The organism is Paraburkholderia steynii, assembly GCF_900100565.1.
Classification (GTDB): Bacteria; Pseudomonadota; Gammaproteobacteria; order Burkholderiales; family Burkholderiaceae; genus Paraburkholderia; species Paraburkholderia terrae.
Genome location: NZ_FNDI01000002.1, coordinates 380,785 through 401,994 on the forward strand (window position 1 = coordinate 380,785; position 21,210 = coordinate 401,994).

Annotated in this window: 21 protein-coding genes; 11 read left to right on the plus strand and 10 right to left on the minus strand. The window is 62.5% G+C overall.

All coding sequences use genetic code 11. From position 1 onward, the window contains the following. The first annotated feature begins 13 nt into the window (after positions 1-13). The 3 genes from BLT65_RS05620 to BLT65_RS05630 all read left to right on the plus strand — a co-directional run bounded on the left by BLT65_RS05620 (position 14) and on the right by BLT65_RS05630 (position 3,860). Positions 14-1,177, plus strand: coding sequence for an acyl-CoA dehydrogenase family protein (locus BLT65_RS05620; RefSeq protein ID WP_091775754.1), 1,164 nt, complete (start codon positions 14-16; stop codon positions 1,175-1,177). A gap of 14 nt (positions 1,178-1,191) precedes the next feature. Further along, a complete protein-coding gene (locus BLT65_RS05625; protein WP_091775757.1) occupies positions 1,192-2,370 on the plus strand; it encodes a CaiB/BaiF CoA transferase family protein in 1,179 nt (392 codons plus the stop codon). Between the two features lie 95 nt (positions 2,371-2,465). After that, entirely contained in the window at positions 2,466-3,860 is a 1,395-nt protein-coding gene (locus tag BLT65_RS05630) for an MFS transporter (protein ID WP_091775760.1), read from the plus strand. A gap of 13 nt (positions 3,861-3,873) precedes the next feature. On the opposite strand, the gene BLT65_RS05635 is transcribed toward BLT65_RS05630, so the two are convergent. From BLT65_RS05635 to BLT65_RS05650, 4 genes are all read right to left on the minus strand, one after another. Then, a complete protein-coding gene (locus BLT65_RS05635) occupies positions 3,874-4,821 on the minus strand; it encodes a LysR substrate-binding domain-containing protein (RefSeq protein ID WP_091775763.1) in 948 nt (315 codons plus the stop codon). 123 nt (positions 4,822-4,944) lie between these two features. Next, on the minus strand, positions 4,945-5,766 hold the full coding sequence (locus BLT65_RS05640; RefSeq protein WP_091775766.1) for an HpcH/HpaI aldolase/citrate lyase family protein: 822 nt from the start codon (positions 5,764-5,766) through the stop codon (positions 4,945-4,947). Between the two features lie 24 nt (positions 5,767-5,790). Beyond that, entirely contained in the window at positions 5,791-6,750 is a 960-nt protein-coding gene (locus BLT65_RS05645; RefSeq protein WP_091775769.1) for an electron transfer flavoprotein subunit alpha/FixB family protein, read from the minus strand. 15 nt (positions 6,751-6,765) lie between these two features. Continuing rightward, complete coding sequence (locus BLT65_RS05650; RefSeq protein WP_091775772.1) at positions 6,766-7,515, minus strand: electron transfer flavoprotein subunit beta/FixA family protein; 750 nt, start codon at positions 7,513-7,515, stop codon at positions 6,766-6,768. A 271-nt stretch (positions 7,516-7,786) separates the two neighbouring features. Here BLT65_RS05650 and BLT65_RS05655 point away from each other — a divergent pair, with 271 nt between their 5' ends. Next, positions 7,787-8,380 (plus strand): MlaC/ttg2D family ABC transporter substrate-binding protein, encoded by a 594-nt coding sequence (locus tag BLT65_RS05655; RefSeq protein WP_397326868.1) that lies wholly within the window; start codon positions 7,787-7,789, stop codon positions 8,378-8,380. A gap of 109 nt (positions 8,381-8,489) precedes the next feature. On the opposite strand, the gene BLT65_RS05660 is transcribed toward BLT65_RS05655, so the two are convergent. After that, a complete protein-coding gene (locus tag BLT65_RS05660; protein WP_091775774.1) occupies positions 8,490-9,173 on the minus strand; it encodes a haloacid dehalogenase type II in 684 nt (227 codons plus the stop codon). 42 nt (positions 9,174-9,215) lie between these two features. Then, entirely contained in the window at positions 9,216-9,848 is a 633-nt protein-coding gene (locus BLT65_RS05665) for a CGNR zinc finger domain-containing protein (RefSeq protein ID WP_091775777.1), read from the minus strand. Between the two features lie 194 nt (positions 9,849-10,042). Between BLT65_RS05665 and BLT65_RS05670 the strand changes: the two genes are divergently transcribed. From BLT65_RS05670 to BLT65_RS05680, 3 genes are all read left to right on the plus strand, one after another. Further along, the gene (locus BLT65_RS05670; RefSeq protein WP_091775780.1) at positions 10,043-10,897 is read left to right on the plus strand and encodes an alpha/beta fold hydrolase; all 855 of its coding nucleotides are present in this window, start codon (positions 10,043-10,045) and stop codon (positions 10,895-10,897) included. Between the two features lie 77 nt (positions 10,898-10,974). After that, the gene (locus BLT65_RS05675) at positions 10,975-11,946 is read left to right on the plus strand and encodes a zinc-binding alcohol dehydrogenase family protein (RefSeq protein WP_091775782.1); all 972 of its coding nucleotides are present in this window, start codon (positions 10,975-10,977) and stop codon (positions 11,944-11,946) included. Positions 11,947-11,979: 33 nt separating this feature from the next. Further along, a complete protein-coding gene (locus BLT65_RS05680) occupies positions 11,980-12,750 on the plus strand; it encodes an SDR family oxidoreductase (protein WP_007744344.1) in 771 nt (256 codons plus the stop codon). A gap of 42 nt (positions 12,751-12,792) precedes the next feature. Here BLT65_RS05680 and BLT65_RS05685 read toward each other — a convergent pair whose 3' ends face one another. Beyond that, complete coding sequence (locus BLT65_RS05685; protein ID WP_208545733.1) at positions 12,793-13,584, minus strand: DUF2182 domain-containing protein; 792 nt, start codon at positions 13,582-13,584, stop codon at positions 12,793-12,795. A gap of 29 nt (positions 13,585-13,613) precedes the next feature. Then, the gene (locus BLT65_RS05690) at positions 13,614-14,378 is read right to left on the minus strand and encodes a DUF899 domain-containing protein (protein ID WP_091775784.1); all 765 of its coding nucleotides are present in this window, start codon (positions 14,376-14,378) and stop codon (positions 13,614-13,616) included. A 108-nt stretch (positions 14,379-14,486) separates the two neighbouring features. On the opposite strand from BLT65_RS05690, the gene BLT65_RS05695 reads away from it, so the two are divergent. From BLT65_RS05695 to BLT65_RS05705, 3 genes are all read left to right on the plus strand, one after another. Next, positions 14,487-15,707 (plus strand): ATP-binding protein, encoded by a 1,221-nt coding sequence (locus tag BLT65_RS05695; protein WP_091776149.1) that lies wholly within the window; start codon positions 14,487-14,489, stop codon positions 15,705-15,707. 38 nt (positions 15,708-15,745) lie between these two features. Further along, on the plus strand, positions 15,746-16,414 hold the full coding sequence (locus tag BLT65_RS05700) for a Vgb family protein (RefSeq protein ID WP_042306234.1): 669 nt from the start codon (positions 15,746-15,748) through the stop codon (positions 16,412-16,414). Positions 16,415-16,496: 82 nt separating this feature from the next. Then, the gene (locus BLT65_RS05705) at positions 16,497-16,838 is read left to right on the plus strand and encodes a zinc ribbon domain-containing protein YjdM (protein ID WP_091775787.1); all 342 of its coding nucleotides are present in this window, start codon (positions 16,497-16,499) and stop codon (positions 16,836-16,838) included. Positions 16,839-16,869: 31 nt separating this feature from the next. On the opposite strand, the gene BLT65_RS05710 is transcribed toward BLT65_RS05705, so the two are convergent. Together BLT65_RS05710 and BLT65_RS05715 are read right to left on the minus strand one after the other, a co-directional pair. Next, a complete protein-coding gene (locus BLT65_RS05710) occupies positions 16,870-17,511 on the minus strand; it encodes a response regulator (RefSeq protein ID WP_007576985.1) in 642 nt (213 codons plus the stop codon). Then, positions 17,508-18,923 (minus strand): cache domain-containing protein, encoded by a 1,416-nt coding sequence (locus BLT65_RS05715; protein WP_091775790.1) that lies wholly within the window; start codon positions 18,921-18,923, stop codon positions 17,508-17,510. The genes BLT65_RS05710 and BLT65_RS05715 overlap by 4 nt, the downstream gene beginning before the upstream one ends. 205 nt (positions 18,924-19,128) lie before the next feature. Here BLT65_RS05715 and BLT65_RS05720 point away from each other — a divergent pair, with 205 nt between their 5' ends. Beyond that, entirely contained in the window at positions 19,129-21,207 is a 2,079-nt protein-coding gene (locus BLT65_RS05720) for a carbon starvation CstA family protein (protein WP_091775793.1), read from the plus strand. Positions 21,208-21,210: the final 3 nt, after the last annotated feature.

A 21,210-nucleotide genomic window follows, 5' to 3' on the forward strand; every position in this document is an offset into this window, starting at 1 on the left:
ATAAGAATTGACCATGATCCATACCGTCACCGATCCGTTTCAGGACATCCGCGAAGCCGTTCGCGACCTCTGCCAGCAATTCCCGGCCGAGTACTTTCGCAAGGTCGATGAAGAGCGCGGCTATCCCGAAGCCTTCGTCGACGCGCTCACCAAAGCAGGCTGGCTCGCCGCGCTGATCCCGCAAGAATATGGCGGCTCGGGCCTGGGGCTGACGGAAGCGTCCGTCATCATGGAAGAGATCAACCGCTCGGGCGGCAACTCGGGCGCGTGCCACGGGCAGATGTACAACATGGGCACGCTGCTGCGCCACGGCTCGGCGGAACAGAAACGGCTGTATTTGCCGAAGATCGCGAGCGGCGAACTGCGCCTGCAATCGATGGGCGTCACCGAGCCGACCACGGGCACCGACACGACGAAGATCAAGACGACGGCCGTGCGCAAGGGCGACCGCTACGTCGTCAACGGGCAGAAGGTGTGGATCTCGCGCGTCCAGCATTCCGACCTGATGATCCTGCTCGCCCGCACCACGCCGCTTGCCGACGTGACGAAGAAAAGCGAAGGCATGTCGATTTTCCTCGTCGATCTGCGCGATGCGATTGGCCACGGCATGACGGTTCGTCCGATTCCGAACATGGTCAATCACGAGACCAATGAACTGTTCTTCGACAACCTTGAAATCCCCGCTGAAAACCTGATCGGCGAAGAAGGCATGGGCTTCAAGTACATCCTCGATGGACTGAACGCCGAGCGCACGCTGATCGCGGCCGAATGCATCGGCGATGGCTATTGGTTCATCGACAAGGTCTCGCAGTACGTGAAAGACCGCGTCGTGTTCGGCCGTCCGATTGGCCAGAACCAGGGTGTGCAGTTTCCGATTGCGCGCTCGTACATCAACATCGAAGCGGCGAACCTGATGCGCTTTGAGGCCGCGCGCCGCTTCGACGCACACGAGCCGTGCGGCGCGCAGGCCAACATGGCAAAGCTGCTCGCCGCCGATGCTTCCTGGGAAGCGGCCAACGCCTGCCTGCAGTTTCATGGCGGCTTCGGCTTCGCCGCTGAATACGACATCGAGCGCAAGTTCCGCGAGACGCGTCTCTATCAGGTCGCGCCCATCTCGACGAACCTGATCCTGTCGTACGTCGCCGAGCACATCCTCGGTCTGCCGCGTTCCTTCTGAGAGCGAGTCCGATCATGCGTCCGCTCCAAGGCATCAAGGTCGTCACGTTCGAACACGCGATCGCCGCGCCCTTCTGCACCCGTCAGCTCGCCGATCTCGGCGCGCGTGTCATCAAGATCGAGCGCCCCGGCGCGGGCGACTTCGCGCGCGGCTACGACGAGCGCGTGTCGGGCCTCGCGTCGCATTTCGTGTGGACCAACCGCTCGAAAGAAAGCATCACGCTCGATGTCAAACAACCGCAAGCGCTCGACATCGTACACAAGCTGCTCGCCGATGCCGACGTGTTCGTGCAGAACCTTGCGCCCGGCGCGACGCAGCGCCTCGGCTTCGACTACGCGACGCTGAGCGTGACGTATCCGAAGCTGATTGTCTGCGATATCTCGGGTTATGGACTGGATGGTCCCTTTCGCGACAAGAAAGCCTATGACCTGCTGATCCAGAGCGAATCGGGATTTCTGAGCATCACGGGTTCAGAAGGCGAGCCCGCGAAAGCAGGCTGCTCGATCGCGGATATCGCGGCGGGCATGTACGGCTACACCAACATCCTCGCCGCGCTGCTGGAGCGCGCGCAGACGGGGCGCGGCAAGCATATCGACGTGTCGATGCTCGAAAGCATGGTTGAGTGGATGAGCTACCCGCTCTACTACTCGATCGATGGACAGACGCCGCCGCGCCAGGCGGGCGCGTCTCACGCAACGATCTTTCCGTATGGTCCGTTCGTCGCCGGCGACGGCAAGACGGTGATGCTCGGCCTGCAAAACGAGCGCGAATGGAAGAACTTTTGCGAGTCGGTGATCGAGCGTCCCGAGCTGCTCACGGACGAGCGATTCTCGTCGAACAGCGGCCGCGCGAAGCATCGCGAGGAACTTACGCGCGTCATCGTCGACGCGTTTTCGGCGTGGACGGCGGCGCAGGTGATCGAGCGTCTGGAGAAGGCCAGCATCGCGAACGCGCGGATGAACGACATGCACGATGTCTGGAACCATGAACAGTTGCAGGCCCGGCAACGCTGGACGCATGTGCAGACGGCTGCGGGCGCGATCCCCGCGCTCTATCCGCCCGGCATGACCGCCGAAGACGAGCCTCGCATGGACGCCGTTCCCGCGCTCAGCGCGCATACGGACGCGATCTTGCGTGAACTGGGTTTCAGTGCAGCGGAGGTGGACGCGCTGCGCGCATCCCATGCCGTCTAGCTGTTTTACGAATCGGGCAATCACTTCAAAACAATCGCGCCCCGCCTTGCCCTCTCCCTGCATGTGGCGAGGCAACCCAACCAGGAGACACAACCATGTCCGTCAACGCCGCCGGTCGGCTCGACCGTCTGCCCATTTGCAGTTTCCACTGGAAGATACTCGGCCTGATCGCCGGTGGCGCGTTTCTCGACGCGTTCGATATCTATCTCGCCAACGGCTCGGTCGCAGCCATGGTGAAGGAAGGTTTCACCGATCTCCAGCATGGCGCGATGTTCGTCTCGGCGACCTTCGTCGGCATGATGATCGGCGCGTATGCGGCGGGCCACATCGGTGACCGGCTCGGACGACGTTACTCGTATCAATTGAATCTCGGCATCTTCGGGGTGGCCTCGATTGCCGCGTGCTTCGCGCCGAACATCGAATGGCTGATCGTGCTGCGCTTCATCATGGGCGTGGGGCTCGGCGCCGAACTGGTGGTCGCGGCGGGCACGCTCGCCGAGTTCGTGCCGCCTGCGACGCGCGGCAAGTGGGTATCCCTGCTCGCGATCATCATCAACAGCGGGCTGTTCGCGGCACTCGCGGCGGGCTACTGGATCATCCCGAACCTCGGCTGGCGCTATATGTTCGCGATCGCGGGCGTCGGCGCGCTGATCGTCTGGTTCCTGCGTCACCGGATGCCCGAATCGCCGCGCTGGCTCGAATCGACGGGCCAGCTCGACGAAGCGGAAGCGACGCTCGCCGCAATTGAGCGTGAAGTCGAAGCGCGCGTGGGTACGTTGCCGCCCGTGCAACGCGTAATCAACCTGAACGTCGGCGCGGTGCCGCTGAGCGCGCTGTTCGCGCCGGGCATGCGCGGGCGCACCTGCGTCGCGGCGCTCACCGCGATTGCCGTCAACATCGGGCTATACGGTTTCATCGCGTGGCTGCCGACCTTCTTCGTCAGCGAAGGCCTGTCGATCGTCAAGTCGCTCGGCTTCGTGATGCTGATGTCGATCGGCTCGCCCGTCGGCGGCCTGGTCGGTTATCTGATCGCGGACCGGATCGGCCGCGCGAAAGGCATCGTGCTCGCCGCGCTGGTCAGCATCGTGTTGGGGTGGATCTACGTGACGTTGCGCGAGCCTGCGCACATCATCATCGTCGGCTTCTGTCTCGTCACGACGATCTATACGATCACCACGCTTGGGCTGTTCGGCTACATTCCCGAACTGTTCCCGACGGAAGTGCGCCTGCGCGGCACGGGCGTCGCGGGAACATGCGGACGCGCCGCGTCGATCGCGACGCCGTATCTGGCGCTGCTGCTGTATCAGCGTGTCGGCGTGTCCGGTGTCATTGCGATGGTGAGCGTGATCTTTGCCGTGCTGTGCGTCGCGATCTGCATTCTTCGCGTCGAGACGAGCCGGCATGCGCTCGAAGATGTCGCGCCGGGAACCAGCGACGCCACCTCTGCCGCCCAGGACCGCGACGCGGCGCACGCGGCGGAACACGCTTGAGCGCAGATCGAAATCAACCGGGCGTGGCTTGCTTGCGCAGCGTCACGCCCTGCCATGTTTCGCATTCGACCTGCTCCGCAATCAACTCGATGAGCGTTTGCCGCACGGCCACCGTCGCCGAATGCATCGGCACGCCGTTCGGCCAGCAGATGCTGGCAGGACGGCGAATGACGGGATCGACGATCTTGCGCATCTTCGGCATGCGGGTTTGATCGAGTTGCGCGAGCGCCGACGACGGCAGAATCGTGCAGGCCCGGCCCGAATGGGCGATCAGAAGCATCGACGGCAACGAATCGATATCAGCGATGATGTTCAGCTCGACCTTCTCGCTCGAAAAGGTCCGCTCGATCAGAAGGCGCAAGCCATTCGACACACCAGGCGCAACCAGCTTGACGCCCGCGAGCTTCGCGAGCGGACAGGTAGTTGAACGCGGCGAGACCGCGCCGCCTGGTTCGCCGAGCAGATAGAGCGTCTCGTCGAGCACGGGCAACGCGGATATTCCAGGCGTATCGGACTCGCGAAACAGGATCGCGAGGTCCAGTCTGCCGTTCGCGAGCAACTCGTTGAGATAGCCGCTCATGCTCTCGAAGAACTGCAGACGGATGCCCGGATAGCGGTCCTGAATCCGCTCGAAGAGCGGCACGGCGAGCACCGATGCCATAGTCGTCGGCAAGCCGACTGCCACCGTTCCCGACTCGCTGCCCGCGCCCTTCGTCACTTCCTGTTTGAGCTGTTCCATCTGCCGAAGCACGAGCCGCGCATGACGATAGAGCGCATCGCCTTCAGCCGTCGGTGTGACGCCATGATTGCTGCGCAATAGCAGCGACACGCCGAGTTCTTCTTCGAGACGCGCCATCTGCTGACTCAGTGAAGGCTGCGCGACAAAGAGCTTTTCCGCCGCTTTGCCAAGACTGCCGTAATCGACGATGCTGACAAAGTAACGGAGCTGGCGAACGTCCATGAGCGGTTGAAGGTGTGAGCAGTTGTGTGATGAGCGCCGTTCGGTTTGTCGTTACGTGCTAGGGCGCTTGGGCTGGGAGCCCATTTTATACTGCCGCTTGCTCGATGGACGTGCGATGCAGTTCTACACGCCACGGCTTGCGTCGAGAATGCCTTGCGCGCGAAGGATAACGGGCCGGTCGACCATCTTCCCGTCCACCGCCACGGCTGCGCCGTTCGCGCGCTCGAACGCGTCGAGCACTTTCTTCGCCCACGCTATTTCCGCCTCGCCAGGCGCGAAGCACTCGTTGATCGTGGAAACCTGTTTGGGATGAATGCAGAGCTTGCCCGCGAATCCCCAGCGCTTTGCTTTTGTCGTTTCGGCTTCGAGTAGTTGCGTATCGTCGATGGCGGGCGTCACGCCGTCGATGGGCGGCCGTATCTCCGCGACGCGCGAAATCATCACGAGCTTCGCGCGAAACGTATCGAGTTCCTCGCCATCGGATGCCATGCCCATGTCGGCGCAAAAGTCGAGTGTGCCGAACATCAGTTGATGCACGAAAGGCGCGTTCGCGACTTCGAGCACGTTCCACATGCCCTTCGCGCTTTCGATCAATGGGAAGACGGGCATCGTGCTTCGGGTCCGCGAAACGAGCGTGGTGACATCGGCTGCACGCTCCGCTTTCGGCAAGACGATGCCCGCGACGCCGCGCAGCTTGCCCAGCGCGGCGTCCTGCTCGAACCACGGCGTGCCGACGGCGTTCACGCGGATCAACACGGGGCGCTCCGGCGAGAGCCACGCGGCTACGGCCTGTCTGGCGCGGTCCTTGTCGTCGGGTGCGACGGCATCTTCGAGATCGACGATGACGGCGTCCGCGCCGCTGCTTAGCGCCTTCTCGAAGCGCTCCGGACGCGTGCCCGGAACGAACAGAAACGAGCGATGCTGGCGATCAACAGGCTGTGACATCTCGACTCCTGACAAGTATGTTCGTCACAGCGCGCCCGTTAGTTCTGGCACAACGTTGAACAGATCGCCGACGAGGCCATAATCCGCGACGCTGAAAATCGGCGCTTCTTCGTCCTTGTTGATCGCGACGATGACCTTCGAGTCCTTCATGCCCGCCAAGTGCTGGATCGCGCCCGAGATGCCGACCGCGATGTACAACTGCGGCGCGACGATCTTGCCGGTTTGACCGACCTGATAGTCGTTCGGCACATAGCCAGCATCGACGGCTGCGCGCGATGCGCCCAACGCGGCTTGTAGTTTGTCTGCCAACGGCTCCAACACTTGCGTGTAGTTCTCGCCACTGCCAAGACCACGACCGCCCGACACGATGACGTTCGCCGACGTCAGTTCCGGACGATCGAGCTTTGTCACTTCACGGCTCACGAAATGCGAGATGCCTGCGTCAGGCGCTGCATCGATCTTCTCGATGGATGCATCGCCGCCTTCTGCTGCAACGGCGTCGAACCCCGTTGCGCGCACCGTAATGACCTTGATCGAATCGTGCGATTGAACCGTGGCGATGGCGTTGCCAGCGTAGATCGGGCGCTCGAATGTATCGGCGCTCACCACAGCCGTAATCTCGCTGATCTGCGCGACGTCGAGCTTTGCAGCGATGCGCGGCGCGATGTTCTTGCCGTAAGCCGTCGCCGGTGCGAGGATGTGCGAGTAATTTTTCGCGATGTTCAGCACCGTCGCCTCGACGTTTTCCGCGAGGCCTGCTGCCAGTTGCGGCGCATCGGCGAGCAACACCTTCGACACGCCCGCCACCTTCGCAGCCGCATCAGCCGCGCCTTGCGCGTTGTGCCCCGCCACCAGCAAATGAATGTCGCCACCAATCTTCTGTGCAGCAGCAACTGTATTGAGCGTCGCTGCCTTCAGCGCCGCGTTGCCCCCCAAGGGGGCTTCCTTCGGGGCGTCGTGTTCAGCAATTACCAGAATCGTCATGTTCTTTCCTGTACTTCAGAGAACTTTGGCTTCGGTCTTGAGCTTCTCGACCAGTGCAGACACATCAGCCACCTTCACACCAGCCGAGCGCTTTGGCGGCTCGCTGACTTTCAGCGTCTTCAGACGCGGCGTGACATCGACGCCTAGATCTTCGGGCTTCACGATTTCGAGCGGCTTCTTCTTCGCCTTCATGATGTTCGGCAGAGTCACGTAGCGCGGCTCGTTCAGGCGCAGATCGGTCGTGATCACAGCCGGAAGCGTAAGCGACAACGTTTCCGCGCCGCCATCCACTTCGCGCGACACCGTCGCCTTGCCATCCGACACCACAACTTTCGATGCAAACGTCGCCTGCGGCAGCCCCGCCAGAGCAGCGAGCATTTGCCCAGTCTGATTGGAGTCGTCGTCGATCGCCTGCTTGCCGAGAATCACCAGTTGCGGCTGTTCCTTGTCAACCAGCGCCTTGAGTAACTTCGCGACAGCCAGCGGTTGAAGTTCCTCATTCGACTCGATCAACACAGCGCGATCCGCGCCGATCGCCAGTGCCGTGCGCAGCGTTTCCTGACACTGCGCGACACCGCAAGACACAGCGATAACCTCGCTGACAACACCCGCCTCCTTCAACCGCACCGCCTCTTCAACAGCGATTTCATCGAACGGATTCATCGACATCTTCACATTCGAAATATCGACTCCCGTGTTGTCCGACTTCACGCGGACCTTCACGTTGTAGTCAACCACTCGTTTAACAGGGACCAGCACTTTCACGGGCGTCTCCACTTATAGAAGAATCACGAGCCTGAGCTTCGTTAGCAGCCTCTATTTGAAAGCCTGCCCTGCCTCAACGCAAATACCAGATTGCTCTGCCCGTCATAGGTTTCAACGATGACGGACACCCTCGCTGCCGATTTTTTGCAACGCCCCTACAATAGCTGTGGCCACGGCGAAACCCCTCGCCGGTGTTGTTAGACAACGCATTTACATCATGAACATTGCCCACATCAGATCGCGATTTTTTGTTGCCGTCCTGTTCTTCACGATGTTTGCCTTCGGCAACACGGTATCGGCGCAGACCGTCGATAGCTCCGATCCGCAGATACTGATCAAGTCAGTGACGCAGCAGGTGCTCGACGAAGTCCACACGCAGGCGATCGACCCATCGGATATCCCGCGCATCATGAACATCGTGAACCGGGACATCCTGCCTTATATCGACTTCGAACATACGACGCAGCTTGCCTTGGCCCGCTACTGGCGCACGGCCACGCCCGCGCAGCAGCAACAGCTCGTGCAACAGTTCAAGATGCTGCTGATCCATCTGTATTCGGGCGCGCTCGCGCAGCTCAAGCCGGATCAGAAGATCGACTATCCGCCGATGCGCGTCGCGCCGACGGACACCGACGCCGTCGTGCGCACGATCGCCTCTACCAATGCGCAGCCCGTCGAGATCGATTACCGTTTGCGCAAGACGCCGCAAGGCTGGCGCGTGTACGACCTCAATGTGATGGGCGCGTGGCTCGTGCAGACGTACCGGCAGCAGTTCGGTGAAACGATCCAGCAGAGCGGCATTGATGGACTGCTGCGGTTTTTGACGGACCGCAATCAGCAGCTTGCGTCGGGCAAGCCGCAGTAAGCGGCGTTATCTGAAGTGGCGAATCGAAGGTCTGCGTAGCGCGCGCGCATCGTGACGCTGGAAACACAGCACGACGCGCGCGTGGCTGACAGACGCCAATCGCGCGCTTTCAGCCAGCGGCCGAAGCGAACAACGTCACCAGACGATCCAGACCGTTCACTTCCCAGTCCGGCCGCTGTCCCATTTCCTCGAACGTCTTGCCGCCACGGTTGATCCAGCAGGTTGGAAAACCGAAGTAGCGCGCGCCCGTCGCATCCCACGCATTCGACGACACGAACAGAATTTCCCTTCGGCCGACGCCAAACGTCTGTTCCGCGAGTTCGTAAGCGCGATTGTCCGGCTTGTAGACGCGCACGGGATCGACGCTCAGCAGATGGTCGAAGCTGTTCCGAAGCCCTGCATTAGTCACGACGGCGTCGATCGAATGCGGCGAGCCGTTCGACAGGATCGCGAGCTTCAGTCCGCGATCCCGCAACGCGCGCAGCGCATCGGGCACTTCCGGATAAGCCTGCAAACGCAGATACGCATCCGACAGCGAACGGCACGCACGTTCGTCAAGCTCCAGCCCAAGATGCCGGATCGTGAAGCGCAACGCTTCTTCCGTCACGTGCTCGAACAGGATATAGCGGTTCATCAGGCTGCGCAGCCAGGTGTATTCGAGTTGCTTCTGCCGCCATACGTTGCTGATTTCCTGGCCGCGTCCAGGGAACTGCTCGTCGCACTGGACGGCAACCGAATGCACGTCGAACAGCGTGCCGTACAGGTCGAATGCAATGGCCTTGATGTGATTCATACCGCGTTCTCCTCCAGAAAAATATGAAGCACTGCACGTGCTTTACTCCCGACTCTTCTCCTTGAGCCGCGCCCGATGCGCGGCCACCTTCGCCCGATTGCCGCAGACGGCCATGCTGCACCATCTGCGCGCATGGCCTCGCGTGTGATCGGCGAACAGCAGCGTGCATGCCGGGCCTTCGCACGCTTTCACCTGCGTGAAATCCTCTTCGCAGACGAGTTTCGCCAGCGCATCGGCGATCGGCATCAACAACGACTCCGCCGACTCCCAGCGCCGCACCGTGCGAAACGAAAACGCGGTCGGCGCGTCCGAACCGTTCGCGACGATCTCGCCATGCTGCTCGTCGCGCTCGAGTAACGCGTTCACGGGTTTGAGTTCGCGCAGATCGGTCGCCGCGAGCGCATGCCCTTTCCTCTTTTTCACGTAGCCCCGAAACCACTCGCGCAGTTCGCGCGCGTTCGCCGCGATCTCGTCGAGTTCGGCGGGCGTCGCGCGTGAGCGGATCGACGCGAGCGCTTCGGGCGGCACCATGCCGGCCTGTTCGAGCCAACGCAGCAGCCCTTCGCCGTCGCTGATCCAGTCGACGGGGACATCGACGGGCGTCGCGATCGAATTCAGGAAATCGAGCCCCGGCGCGTCGGCCAAAAACATGGCCGGTATCTGGCGGTAGTCCATTGCTATGACAAATGTAAGGTGACGATGACTCCATCGTAACCACTAAAAAAGCACTTGACAAGTTACATCGTCAATTCGTAACCTATAAAACATGCTCTGAACGGTTACACAGAATTGCGCGATTCTGAAGCAAGGCGCGGCACAAGTCGCGTTGATTGAGTCGAGTGAAATTTATCTTTACGGAGAGAAACGCCATGTCCACGATTGCCCATCGCCGCGCCGACGTTGACGGTTTCAACGTGTTCTATCGGGAAGCGGGCCGCGCCGGCGCGCCGAAGCTGCTACTGCTGCACGGCTTTCCGAGTTCCAGCCATATGTTCCGCGACCTGATTCCGCTGCTCGCGGACCGGTTTCATATCGTCGCGCCGGATTTGCCGGGCTTCGGCCAGTCGGACATGCCGGAGCGCGGCCAATTCGCCTACACGTTCGATAACCTCGCCAATGTGATCGACCGGTTCACGGAAGTGGTCGGCTTCGACCGCTACGCCGTCTACGTTTTCGATTACGGCGCGCCGACGGGCTTTCGGCTCGCGCTGAAGCACCCCGAGCGCATCACGGGGATCATTTCGCAGAACGGCAACGCATATGTGGAAGGACTGAGCGAAGGCTGGAATCCGATTCAGGCGTACTGGAGGGAGCCGACGCAAGCGAACCGCGACGCGCTGCGGGCCATGCTGACCCGTGACACGACGATCTGGCAATACACGCACGGCGTGAGCGACGCGACGCAGGTTTCGCCCGACGGCTATTCGCTCGACAACTACTACATGAACCGTCCGGGCGCGCACGAAATCCAGCTCGACCTGTTCGGCGACTATCAAAGCAACGTCGCGCTGTACCCGGCGTTCCAGCAGTACTTCCGCACGCACCAGCCGCCGTTCCTCGCGGTGTGGGGCAAGAACGATCCGTTCTTCCTGCCGCCCGGCGCCGAAGCGTTCAAGCGCGATCTGCCGAACGCGGACGTGCGTTTCTTCGATACGGGCCACTTCGCGCTCGAAACACATGCGACTGACATCGCCGCCGCCATCACCGGCTTTCTGACTCGCTGAAACCTATGGGCGAACCGCTGGTTCGCCCGATTACACACTGCGTCGACCGACGCGCCATCCCCCTTAGGAGAATCCTCATGCGTGCAATCGTGCTCGAAAAGTTCGGCGGTATCGACAGCCTCGTCTATACGGAACTGCCGGAACCTGAACCGCTGGAAGGTCACGTCGTCATCGAAATCAAGGCGTTCGGCATCAACCACGCCGAAATGCATATGCGGCGCGGCGAATGGGCCGAAGCGGCGAAGGTGAGCGGTATCGAATGCGTGGGCATCGTGAAGTCGTGTCCCGGCGGCGAGTTTCCCGTCGGCGCGAAAGTCGCCGCGCTGATGGGTGGGCTCGGGCGCACGATCAACGGCAGCTACGCGCAATACACGCGGGCACCCGTTTCCAACGTTGCGCTGATCGAATCGGATCTGCCCTGGGCCGAACTCGCGGCAATCCCCGAAACCTACGCGACGGCGTGGACATGCCTGTTCCGCAACCTCGAACTCAAGGCAGGGCAAACCGTTGTGATTCGCGGCGCGACTTCTTCGTTTGGACAGGCCGCCGTGAATCTCGCGGTGAATGCGGGCGCGAAGGTGATCGCGACGACTCGCAGTGCGGCGCGCTTCGACATGCTCAAAGCACTCGGTGCAGAACGCGTCGAACTGGAAGGCCCCGATCTGTCGAAGCGCATCGCAGAAGCGAAGCAGATCGACGCCGTGCTCGATCTGGTCGGCAACAGCGTGATTCTCGATTCGCTCGCGATGCTGCGCCGTGGCGGCCGCGCGTGTCTCGCCGGGTGGTTGGGCGGCCTCGCGCCGATCGCGGATTTCAATCCGTTGCTGCAAATGGCGAGCGGCGTGTACCTGACGTTCTTCGGCAGCTTCGTGTTCGGCACGCCGGGCTTTCCGCTGTCCGATGTGCCGCTGCAAGCCATCGCCGCCGATGTTGCTGCTGGCCGCCTCAAGGCCAAGCCGTCGCGCGTGTTCTCGTTCGATCAGATCCATGAAGCGCACCGCGTGATGGAAGCGAATGAAGCGGGCGGCAAGATGGTCGTCGTCCACTAAACCCTGTTGACCCATCCAACCAGGAGAACAGACATGTCAAGCAAAGTAGCGATCGTCACGGGCGCGAGCCAGGGGATCGGCCGTTCGACGGCAATCAGACTGGCGAAGGACTTCGGCGCGCTGGTGCTGGTCGCGCGCAATCGCGAGAACCTGGACGAAACGGCGCAGGCTGTGATCGATGCGGGCGCGAAGGCGCTCGCGATCGACATCGACCTGTCGCTGCCGAATGCCGCGCAGGAAGTCGTCGATCAGGCGCTCGCGTCGTTTGGCCGGATCGACGCGTTGCTCAACATTGCAGGCGCGGTGCCGCAAATCGACGTGTTCGATATGACAGACGAACAGTGGGAGCACGGCCTTGCATTGAAGCTGCACGGCGCGCGGCGTCTGACGATTGCAGCGTGGCCCGCGTTGAAGGCAGCGTCTGGGTCGGTCGTGCTGATGTCGGGTAACTCCGCGCTTTTTCCGAAGGCGCCGTATGCGGCCGTCGGCACGATCAACGCGGCGATCGTCGCGTTGGCGAAGGCGTTCTCGGATCGCGGCATCGAAGACGGCGTGCAGGTCAACAGCGTGTTGCCCGGCCCGGTGATGACGGGGCGTCGCCAGTCGTATCTGGAGCATTGGGCGCCGTTGCACAACATGACTGTCGAAGAAGCGACGGCGAAGTTTCCCAAGGAAGCAGGGATTGCGCGGTACGGCGAGCCCGAGGAAATTGCCGAACTGATGGCGTTCATCGTGTCGCCGGGCGCGCACTGGATGACGGGATCGTCGCTGCGCATGGATGGCGGAGAAGTAAAATCGATTTGAGGTCGCGGCCGGCAAGCGGTGGGTTCGCTTGCCGGCCGTTCGTCAAGATGCTTGCAAGAGCATCCATAAGCCTCTAATGACAATGACAACGCCAATCGCTTGCGCAATGCGATCGGGAAACGGTGCGAGACGTTCAGCCGTGATCGCCAGCGTCACGAATGCCATTGCGCGCAGATCCATCATGCCGTTGACGAGAAGCACCGACGTCAATCCCGCGCAGCACAAGATGCAATGCACGCCGAGGCGTGTGCCTTGTGTCCACGCTTCGCTTGCGCTGCGCGTCGCTGTCAGCATGCGGCTGCACGCCAGATAACGCGACTTCCATGCGCTGAACTGCACTATGCCCGCGAGCAGCACGACACAGCCCGCCGCGACGGGCATCGCGCGAGCCAGCGACGGCACTCGCAACGCGAGCGTCATCAATGCGACGCCCAGCACGAACACGATCACGCCGAGAACAGCCCACACGAAGAAGTAGCCCGCGCCCGCGAGCGCAGTCATCCAGCGCGCACGCATCACGCCCGTTCTGCCGATGGCTTCGTGATAACGCCACAGCACGGGTGCGAGCGACGGCAGCATCATCGCGACCATCATCACAATCCACATGCCGATGAACGTTGCCGCGACGCGTGGCCACTTCTGTCCGCACATCGGCGCCCATGTCATCGACAGCGACCAGCCGCCCGGCATCGGCAGTTCGCTCATCGACGACATCGACATGCACCCGATAACCGTCAGCGCAGCCGAAGCCACGAAGATCAGCGCCGCAACTCCGAAGAACGCGCGCCGCGACGCACGCGGATTCGCCACGGCCTCCAAGGTGTCCGTGCGCATGAAAACGCCAGCGAAATCCACGATCCACCTCAGCGCCGTGCGTACTCGTCGTGACGCCGCCACCAGATGCCCTGCTCGTTACGCCCTTTCGGCGCGCGGTCGAGCCACTGATACATGCCCCACAGTCCATCCACACCGCGCGCGTAGGTCGAATACGCGTGATACACGACGCCGTCCTCGTACACGAAGGTGCTGATGCCCGGCCGGTCGCGCGAATATGTAGGCACGTCGGTGCCGCAACTGGCCGCGAACCGCACGACGGGTTCCGGCGCGGGCGTCATATCCATTGCATGCCCCGCCCGCTCGAAGTTGTACTCGATGTCGCCCGTGCGCTGCTGCGCTTCCGTGAAAGACACGCTGAAATCGAAGTTGAAATCGCTACCGTCCGCCGATGCCCACGGAAACTTCCATCCCATCCGCTCCTTGTAAGCCTGCAACTTCACGAGCGGCGCGCGCGACACGGCCATCAGCGTCACATCGTGATTCGCGAGATGCACGTCGACGCCGTCGAAGCCATCCGCGATCGCCGAGCACGACGGGCAGCCCGCCGTGTAGTCGGGACCGAACATGAAGTGATAGACGATCAGTTGCGAGCGTCCCCTGAAAAGATCCGGCAAGGTCGCGCTGCCTTCGTCCGTTTCGAAACGGTACGGCTTGTCGATCTTCACCCACGGCAGCGCCTCACGCTGCCTCGCAAGTTCGTCGCTGCGCCGCGTCAATGCCTTCTCCGCTTCCAGCAATTCGAGGCGTGCTTTCAGCCATGCGTCGCGTGTGGCGACCGTATGCTTGCTCATCGTTCGTCCCTCCGTTGAATGTCCAATGCGTGCTGTCGATGAAACGTGTCGTGCTAGATTAGTGCGGGACATCCAATGGACGGGAGTGACAAGTGTGGCGTGATTCAGATGGACGCAACCCTCGCAGCCGCCGCGCGCTCGCTCGCCGCGGGTAATCCCCTCGGCGCGCTGAACCGCGTCGCGTTGCGCGACGACGCGCCTGCGCTCGCGCTGCGCGGCATCGCGATGGCGCAACTCGGCGACCTCGCGCGCGCGAAGGCGCTGATTCGCAGCGCGGCGCGCGCGTTCGGTCCGAGGGAAGCCGTTGCCCGCGCGCGATGCATCGTCGCCGAAGCGGAGATTGCGCTTGCGTCGCGCGATCTCGGCTGGCCCGCGAAATCGCTCGAAGCCGCACGCCAGACGCTCGAAGCGCATGACGACCGTCTGAACGCCGCGCACGCGCGCAATCTTCAGGTGCGCCGTCTGCTGCTGATCGGGCATCTGGACGAGGCCGAACGTCTGCTCGACGGTCTCGATGCCGCGCCCTTTCCGCCTGCATCGAGCGCCGCGCACGAGCTGATCGTCGCGGGCATCGCGATGCGGCGTCTGCGCACGAAGACCGCGCGCGCAGCGCTGGTGAGAGCCGGGCGCGCCGCGCGCCATGCAGGTATTCCCGGTCTCGCGGCGGAAGTGGAAAGCGCAGCGCGCCTGCTGGTTACGCCCGCCGCGCGTCTGATCGCAGGCGGCGACGAACGGCTTCTGCTGCTCGAAGAGGTCGAAGCATTGATGGCATCGAAAGCGCTCGTCATCGACGCTTGCCGTTACGCCGTGCGCGACGGAGACCACGTCGTGCCGCTCGCCACGCGCCCCGTGCTGTTCACGCTGGCCCGAATGCTCGCCGAAGCCTGGCCCAACGACGTGCCACGCGACACACTGATCGAGCGCGCATTCCGGATGAAGCACGCGGACGAAACGCATCGCGCGCGCCTGCGTGTCGAGATCGGACGGCTGCGCACGATGCTCGGCGCGCTCGCCGATATCGATGCAACGAAACGCGGCTTCGCGCTGACACCGCGCCGCGCATCCGAAGTCGTCGTGCTGGCGCGGCCCGTCGAGGAAGAACACGCGTCGTTGCTGGCCTTGCTGGCGGACGGCGAATCGTGGTCCAGTTCTGCGCTCGCGCTTGCGCTCGGCGCGAGTCAACGAACCGTGCAGCGCGCGCTCGATACACTCGCGTCGGCGGCCAAGGTGCAGTCGTTCGGTCAGGGCCGCGCGCGCCGCTGGATGATGCCACCCATGCCGGGTTTCGCGACAGTCTTGTTACTCCCCGCCGCGCTGCCAATCGATTAGCATGTAAGGCTCGACACTTCACCGACGAGGACGCAAGCATGAAACGCTCACCTGCTGAAATCGTACGTGAATATGGACCTTTTCCAGGCATCGACAACGTGCATGGCGTCAGCTATGACGGCCAGCACGTGTGGTTCGCCTCGGGCGAAGCGGTGAACGCGCTCGATCCATCGAGCGGAAAAACGGTGCGTTCTATCGAGGTTCCCGCAACGGCGGGCACGGCGTTCGACGGACAACACCTGTACCAGATCGCCGGCGACCAGATTCGCAAGGTCGATCCGCAGACGGGCGGCGTGCTTGCGACGATTCCCGCGCCTGCGGGCAGCAATTCGGGGCTCGCGTGGGCGGAAGGCGCGCTGTGGGTCGGGCAATATCAGGAACGCAAGATCCATCAACTCGATCCACAGACGGGCGCGATACTTCGCACGATCGAATCGAACCGTTTTGTGACGGGCGTGACGTGGGTGGATGGCGAGTTGTGGCACGGTACGTGGGAAGGCGACCAGAGCGATTTGCGGCACGTCGATCCGCGCACGGGCGAAGTGCTGGAGATGCTCGATATGCCGGAAGGCGTTCGTGTGTCGGGCGTCGAATCGGATGGTGCTGAACAGTTCTTCTGCGGCGGTGGCAACAGCGGAACACTGCGTGCTGTGCGCAGGCCGAAACGCAGCGATGCGCAAGCGCCCGTTGACGCGACGAGCGATTGACACAGTTTCCAGGAAAGCCGGACGTCACATGGCGCTATACTTCCGCGCTTTTACTGCTGACGCCAGGCATCAAGGAATACTTATGAGCACGCTACCCCGTTGTCCGAGTTGCAATTCCGAGTTCACGTACGAAGACGGTGGCGTCTATATCTGCCCGGAATGTGCGCATGAATGGTCGGCGCAGTCAGTGATGCCGACCGAAACAGCCGAAAAGGTCTATCGCGATTCAGCCGGAAACGTCTTGCAGGACGGCGATACCGTCACCGTCATCAAGGACCTGAAACTGAAAGGCTCGGCAGGCGTGGTCAAGATGGGCACCAAGGTAAAGAATATCCGGCTGGTGGACAGTGATCACGATATCGATTGCAAGATCGATGGCTTCGGCGCGATGAGTCTGAAGTCGGAATTCGTCAGGAAGGTGTGAGCGGCGGGCGGACAGCCCTCTGCTGCCCGCCTCACCCCGTGCGCCGATGCTCCACCGCAAACTTGATCAGCTCGGCCTGCCCTTCGATCTCGAGCTTGCGCTTCAGATTCAACCGATGCGTTTCGACGGTGCGCACTGAAAGACCATTGCGTTGCGCGATCTGCTTGCTTGACAGCCCTTCGGCGAGTTGATCGAGAATATCGCGCTCGCGCGGCGTCAGCCGTTCGATGGGATCGCGCATCGCCGACGCGTGAATCAGCCGCGCGCTGAGCCCTTCGCTGAAATAAGTCTTGCCGTCGAGCACAGCGCCGATCGCACGGATGATCTCCGCGCCCGGCGAATCCTTCAGCACGTAACCGCTCGCGCCCGCGCGCACCGCCTGGGTCACGTATTCGACGTTGTCGTGCATCGACAGCATCAGCACGCGGATGCCCGGAAAGCGCTCATGAAACAGCGCCGCGAGCGCAATGCCGTTCATCCCTCGCATGCCCACGTCCATCAGCACGAGATCCGGCTCGTGCGCGGCCGCGAGCGCCAGCGCTTCGTCGGCGTTACCCGCTTCGCCGACCACGGCGAAACCCGGCACGGTATCGAGCCGCGCGCGCAAGCCATCGCGCACGAGGGGATGATCGTCGACGAGGATAAGGCGCGCCGCGCCCGCGGGACTGTTCATGAAGGGTCTGCCTGCATTTCGATATGAAGCGCTTCCCGCGCGAAAAGCGGCGCAGTCGCCGTGACGAGCGTATGGCCCGGCCGCGACACGAACTGCAACTCGCCGTTCAGCGCCTCCAGCCGCTCGCGCATGTTGCGCAAGCCAACGCCCGCGCTTGGGTCCGCCTGCACCCGTTCGACGTCGAAGCCGCGGCCGTCGTCGCTGATCGACAGTGTGACGCGGCGCGCAGACACTTCCAGCGAGACGGCGGCCTGCGTCGCCTGCGCGTGTCGAAAGATGTTCGTCAACGCTTCCTGCGCGACGCGGAACAGCGCGGTCTTGACGGTGTCGGGTAGTTGCGCGGCATGATCGTGAACGATCTGCGTGAAGCCGATCGCGAGATGGCTTTGCGTGCTCAGTTCGCGCGTCAGTTGTTCGAGCGCTGCTGCCAGCCCGAGGTCGTCGAGCATCGAAGGACGCAGCGCATGCGAGATGCGCCGTACTTCGCGCAGTGCATCGCCGAGTCGCCCGATGCCGGTGGATAGCGCCGCTTCCGCCGGCTGCACGCGCGGCTCGCTCAGTTCGAAGCGCGCGAGCGCCGACTCCAGCAGCAGCTTGACGGAAACCAGCATCTGACTGATGCCGTCATGCAGTTCGCGCGACAGCCGCGCCCGTTCGTTTTCCTGCGATTCGACCACCTGCTGTGCGAGGCGCTTGAGCTTTGCGTCGGCACTGCGGTATTCGCTGACGTTCAGCACCAGCGCACAGACGGCGATCACGCACAGCCCCGCGAGCGCGATGGCGCCGATCCATAGCATGGTGTGCTCGATGTCGGAGGATGCGCGCTGGTCGATGCGCGCGAGTGTGGTGTCGACGTCGTCGAGATAGATACCCGTGCCGAGCATCCAGCCCCAGCGCGGCAGCGGCACGACATAGCCAAGCTTCGGTGCGAGCTTGCCCGTCGATGGACGATGCCACACATAGCGCACATAGCCGCCGCCCTCGGCGGCCGCCTTGATGAGTTGCTGGATGGTCAGCGAGCCCGCGGGATCGCGCAAGGTCCACAGATCGCGCCCGACGAGATCCGGCTCGCGCGGATGCATCAGCGAGCGGCCATGCATGTCGTAGACGAAGAAGTAGCCGTCCTGGCCGAAGTCCATTTTTTCGAGCATCGCGAGCGCGCGGTTGCGCAGGATCGCGTCGTCGCGTGCGTTGACACCCGCTTCGTCGTAGAGCGGCTTGATCGCGCTAGTCGCGAGATCGACGTAGTGGCGCAGTTCGATTTCCTTGCTCGCCATGTAGGCCGATTGCGTTGTGTCGTGCTGCGCGCTCGCGAGCGCGGTGGCCTGATGGCGCACGCCGAGCGCAATGCCCGCGATCGCGGCCAGAAACGGCACGAGGGCGAGTAGAAAGATCTTTGCCTTGAGTTTCATCTGCGGAAAACCGGTCGGACTGCCTACGTAATTCTACGTAGCGCGCTTACGTAGTTGTGCGCTTGTGGCGCACACGACGAACACGAATACTACACGCCCATGAGCATGGCACATCTTCGACCATGCGCGGCGCTCCCTCTGGTGCGTCGCAGAGGTCTCGCCAGCAGGCGCTGACGGGCATGCAAACAAAATTATGGAGACTCCCATGAACAGGGCATCCAGTTTACTGATCTGGACAGCGGTCGCGCTTCTAGGCGCATTCGCGTTCGGCACCATCGCGCTCGCGCACGGCGAGAAGGTCAGCGCCCTCTGGGTCGTGATCGCCGCCGTCTGCGTCTATCTGATCGCCTATCGCTTCTATAGCCGCTTCATCGCGAATCACGTCCTGCAACTCGACGGCCAGCGCATGACGCCCGCCGTGCGGCACAACGACGGTCTCGACTACGTGCCGACCAACAAGTACGTGCTGTTCGGCCATCACTTCGCGGCGATCGCGGGTGCAGGCCCATTGGTCGGCCCGGTGCTCGCCGCGCAGATGGGCTACGTGCCCGGCATGCTATGGATTCTCGCGGGCGTCGTGTTTGCCGGCGCCGTGCAGGACTTCATCGTGCTGTTCATCTCGACGCGCCGCGACGGCCGCTCGCTCGGCGATCTCGTCAAGATGGAGCTTGGCACGGTGCCCGGCGTGATCGCGCTGTTCGGCGCGTTCCTCATCATGGTGATTATCCTTGCCGTGCTCGCGCTGATCGTCGTGAAGGCGCTGACCAATTCGCCGTGGGGCACGTTCACGGTCGCCGCGACCATCCCTATCGCGCTGTTCATGGGCGTCTACACGCGCTTCATCCGGCCGGGCCGCATCGGCGAAGTGTCGGTGATCGGCTTCGTGCTGCTGATGGCATCGATCGTGTTCGGTCAGAGCGTGCATGACAATGCCGCGCTCGCCGCGTGGTTCACGTTCAGCGGCACGCAGCTCACGTGGATTCTGATTGGCTACGGCTTTGTCGCATCGGTGCTGCCTGTGTGGCTGCTGCTTGCGCCGCGCGACTATCTGTCGACGTTCCTGAAGATCGGCACGATTCTCGGACTCGCGATCGGCATTCTCGTCGTTGCGCCGGAACTGAAGATGCCTGCGCTGACGAAGTTCGTCGACGGCACGGGGCCTGTGTGGTCGGGCAATCTCTTCCCGTTCCTGTTCATCACGATCGCTTGCGGCGCGGTATCGGGTTTCCACGCGCTGATCTCGTCGGGCACGACGCCGAAGCTGCTCGACAATGAGAAGAACGCGCGCTTCATCGGTTATGGCGCGATGCTGATGGAATCGTTCGTCGCGATCATGGCGCTGGTGGCGGCTGCCGTGATCGAGCCGGGCATTTACTTCGCGATGAACGCGCCCGCTGCCGTGCTCGGCACGACGCCGGATGCGGTTGCGCAGACCGTATCGCAATGGGGCTTCATGCTGACGCCGGACATGCTGACGCAAACCGCGAAGGCTGTCGGCGAAACGACGATCGTCGCGCGTGCAGGCGGTGCGCCGACATTGGCCGTGGGCATGGCGCAGATTCTCCATCAGGTGATTGGTGGCCAGGCGATGATGGCGTTCTGGTATCACTTCGCGATTCTGTTCGAAGCGCTCTTCATCCTGACGGCCGTCGATGCGGGCACGCGTGCGGGACGCTTCATGCTGCAGGATCTGCTGGGCACGTTCCACCCTGCTCTCAAGCGCACGGAATCGCTGCCGGCGAACCTGATCGCTACTGCGCTGTGCGTTGCCGCGTGGGGTTACTTCCTGTATCAGGGCGTGATCGATCCGCTTGGCGGCATCAATACGCTGTGGCCGCTGTTCGGTATCTCGAACCAGATGCTGGCGGGGATTGCGCTGGTGCTCGGCACGGTGGTGCTGTTCAAGATGAAGCGTGAGCGCTTTGCGTGGGTCACGCTCGTGCCAACCGTCTGGTTGCTGATCTGTACGATGACGGCGGGTTGGCAGAAGATTTTCGACGCGAATCCGAAGGTTGGGTTTCTGGCGCATGCTGCGAAGCTCGGTGCATCTGCCGATGCAGGCAAGATCGTCGCGCCCGCCAAGTCGATCGAGCAGATGCATCGGATCATGTTCAATGATTACGTTGATGCTGCGCTGGCTGGGTTGTTCATTTTTGTGGTCGTTAGTGTGGTGTTTTATGGCGTGCTTGCGGTGGTTCGTGCGCGACGCGCTGATCGGCCGACTGTGCGGGAGACGCCGTTTGAGATTCTGCCTTCCGGGCAGCGTGCAAGCGGTACGCAATAAACG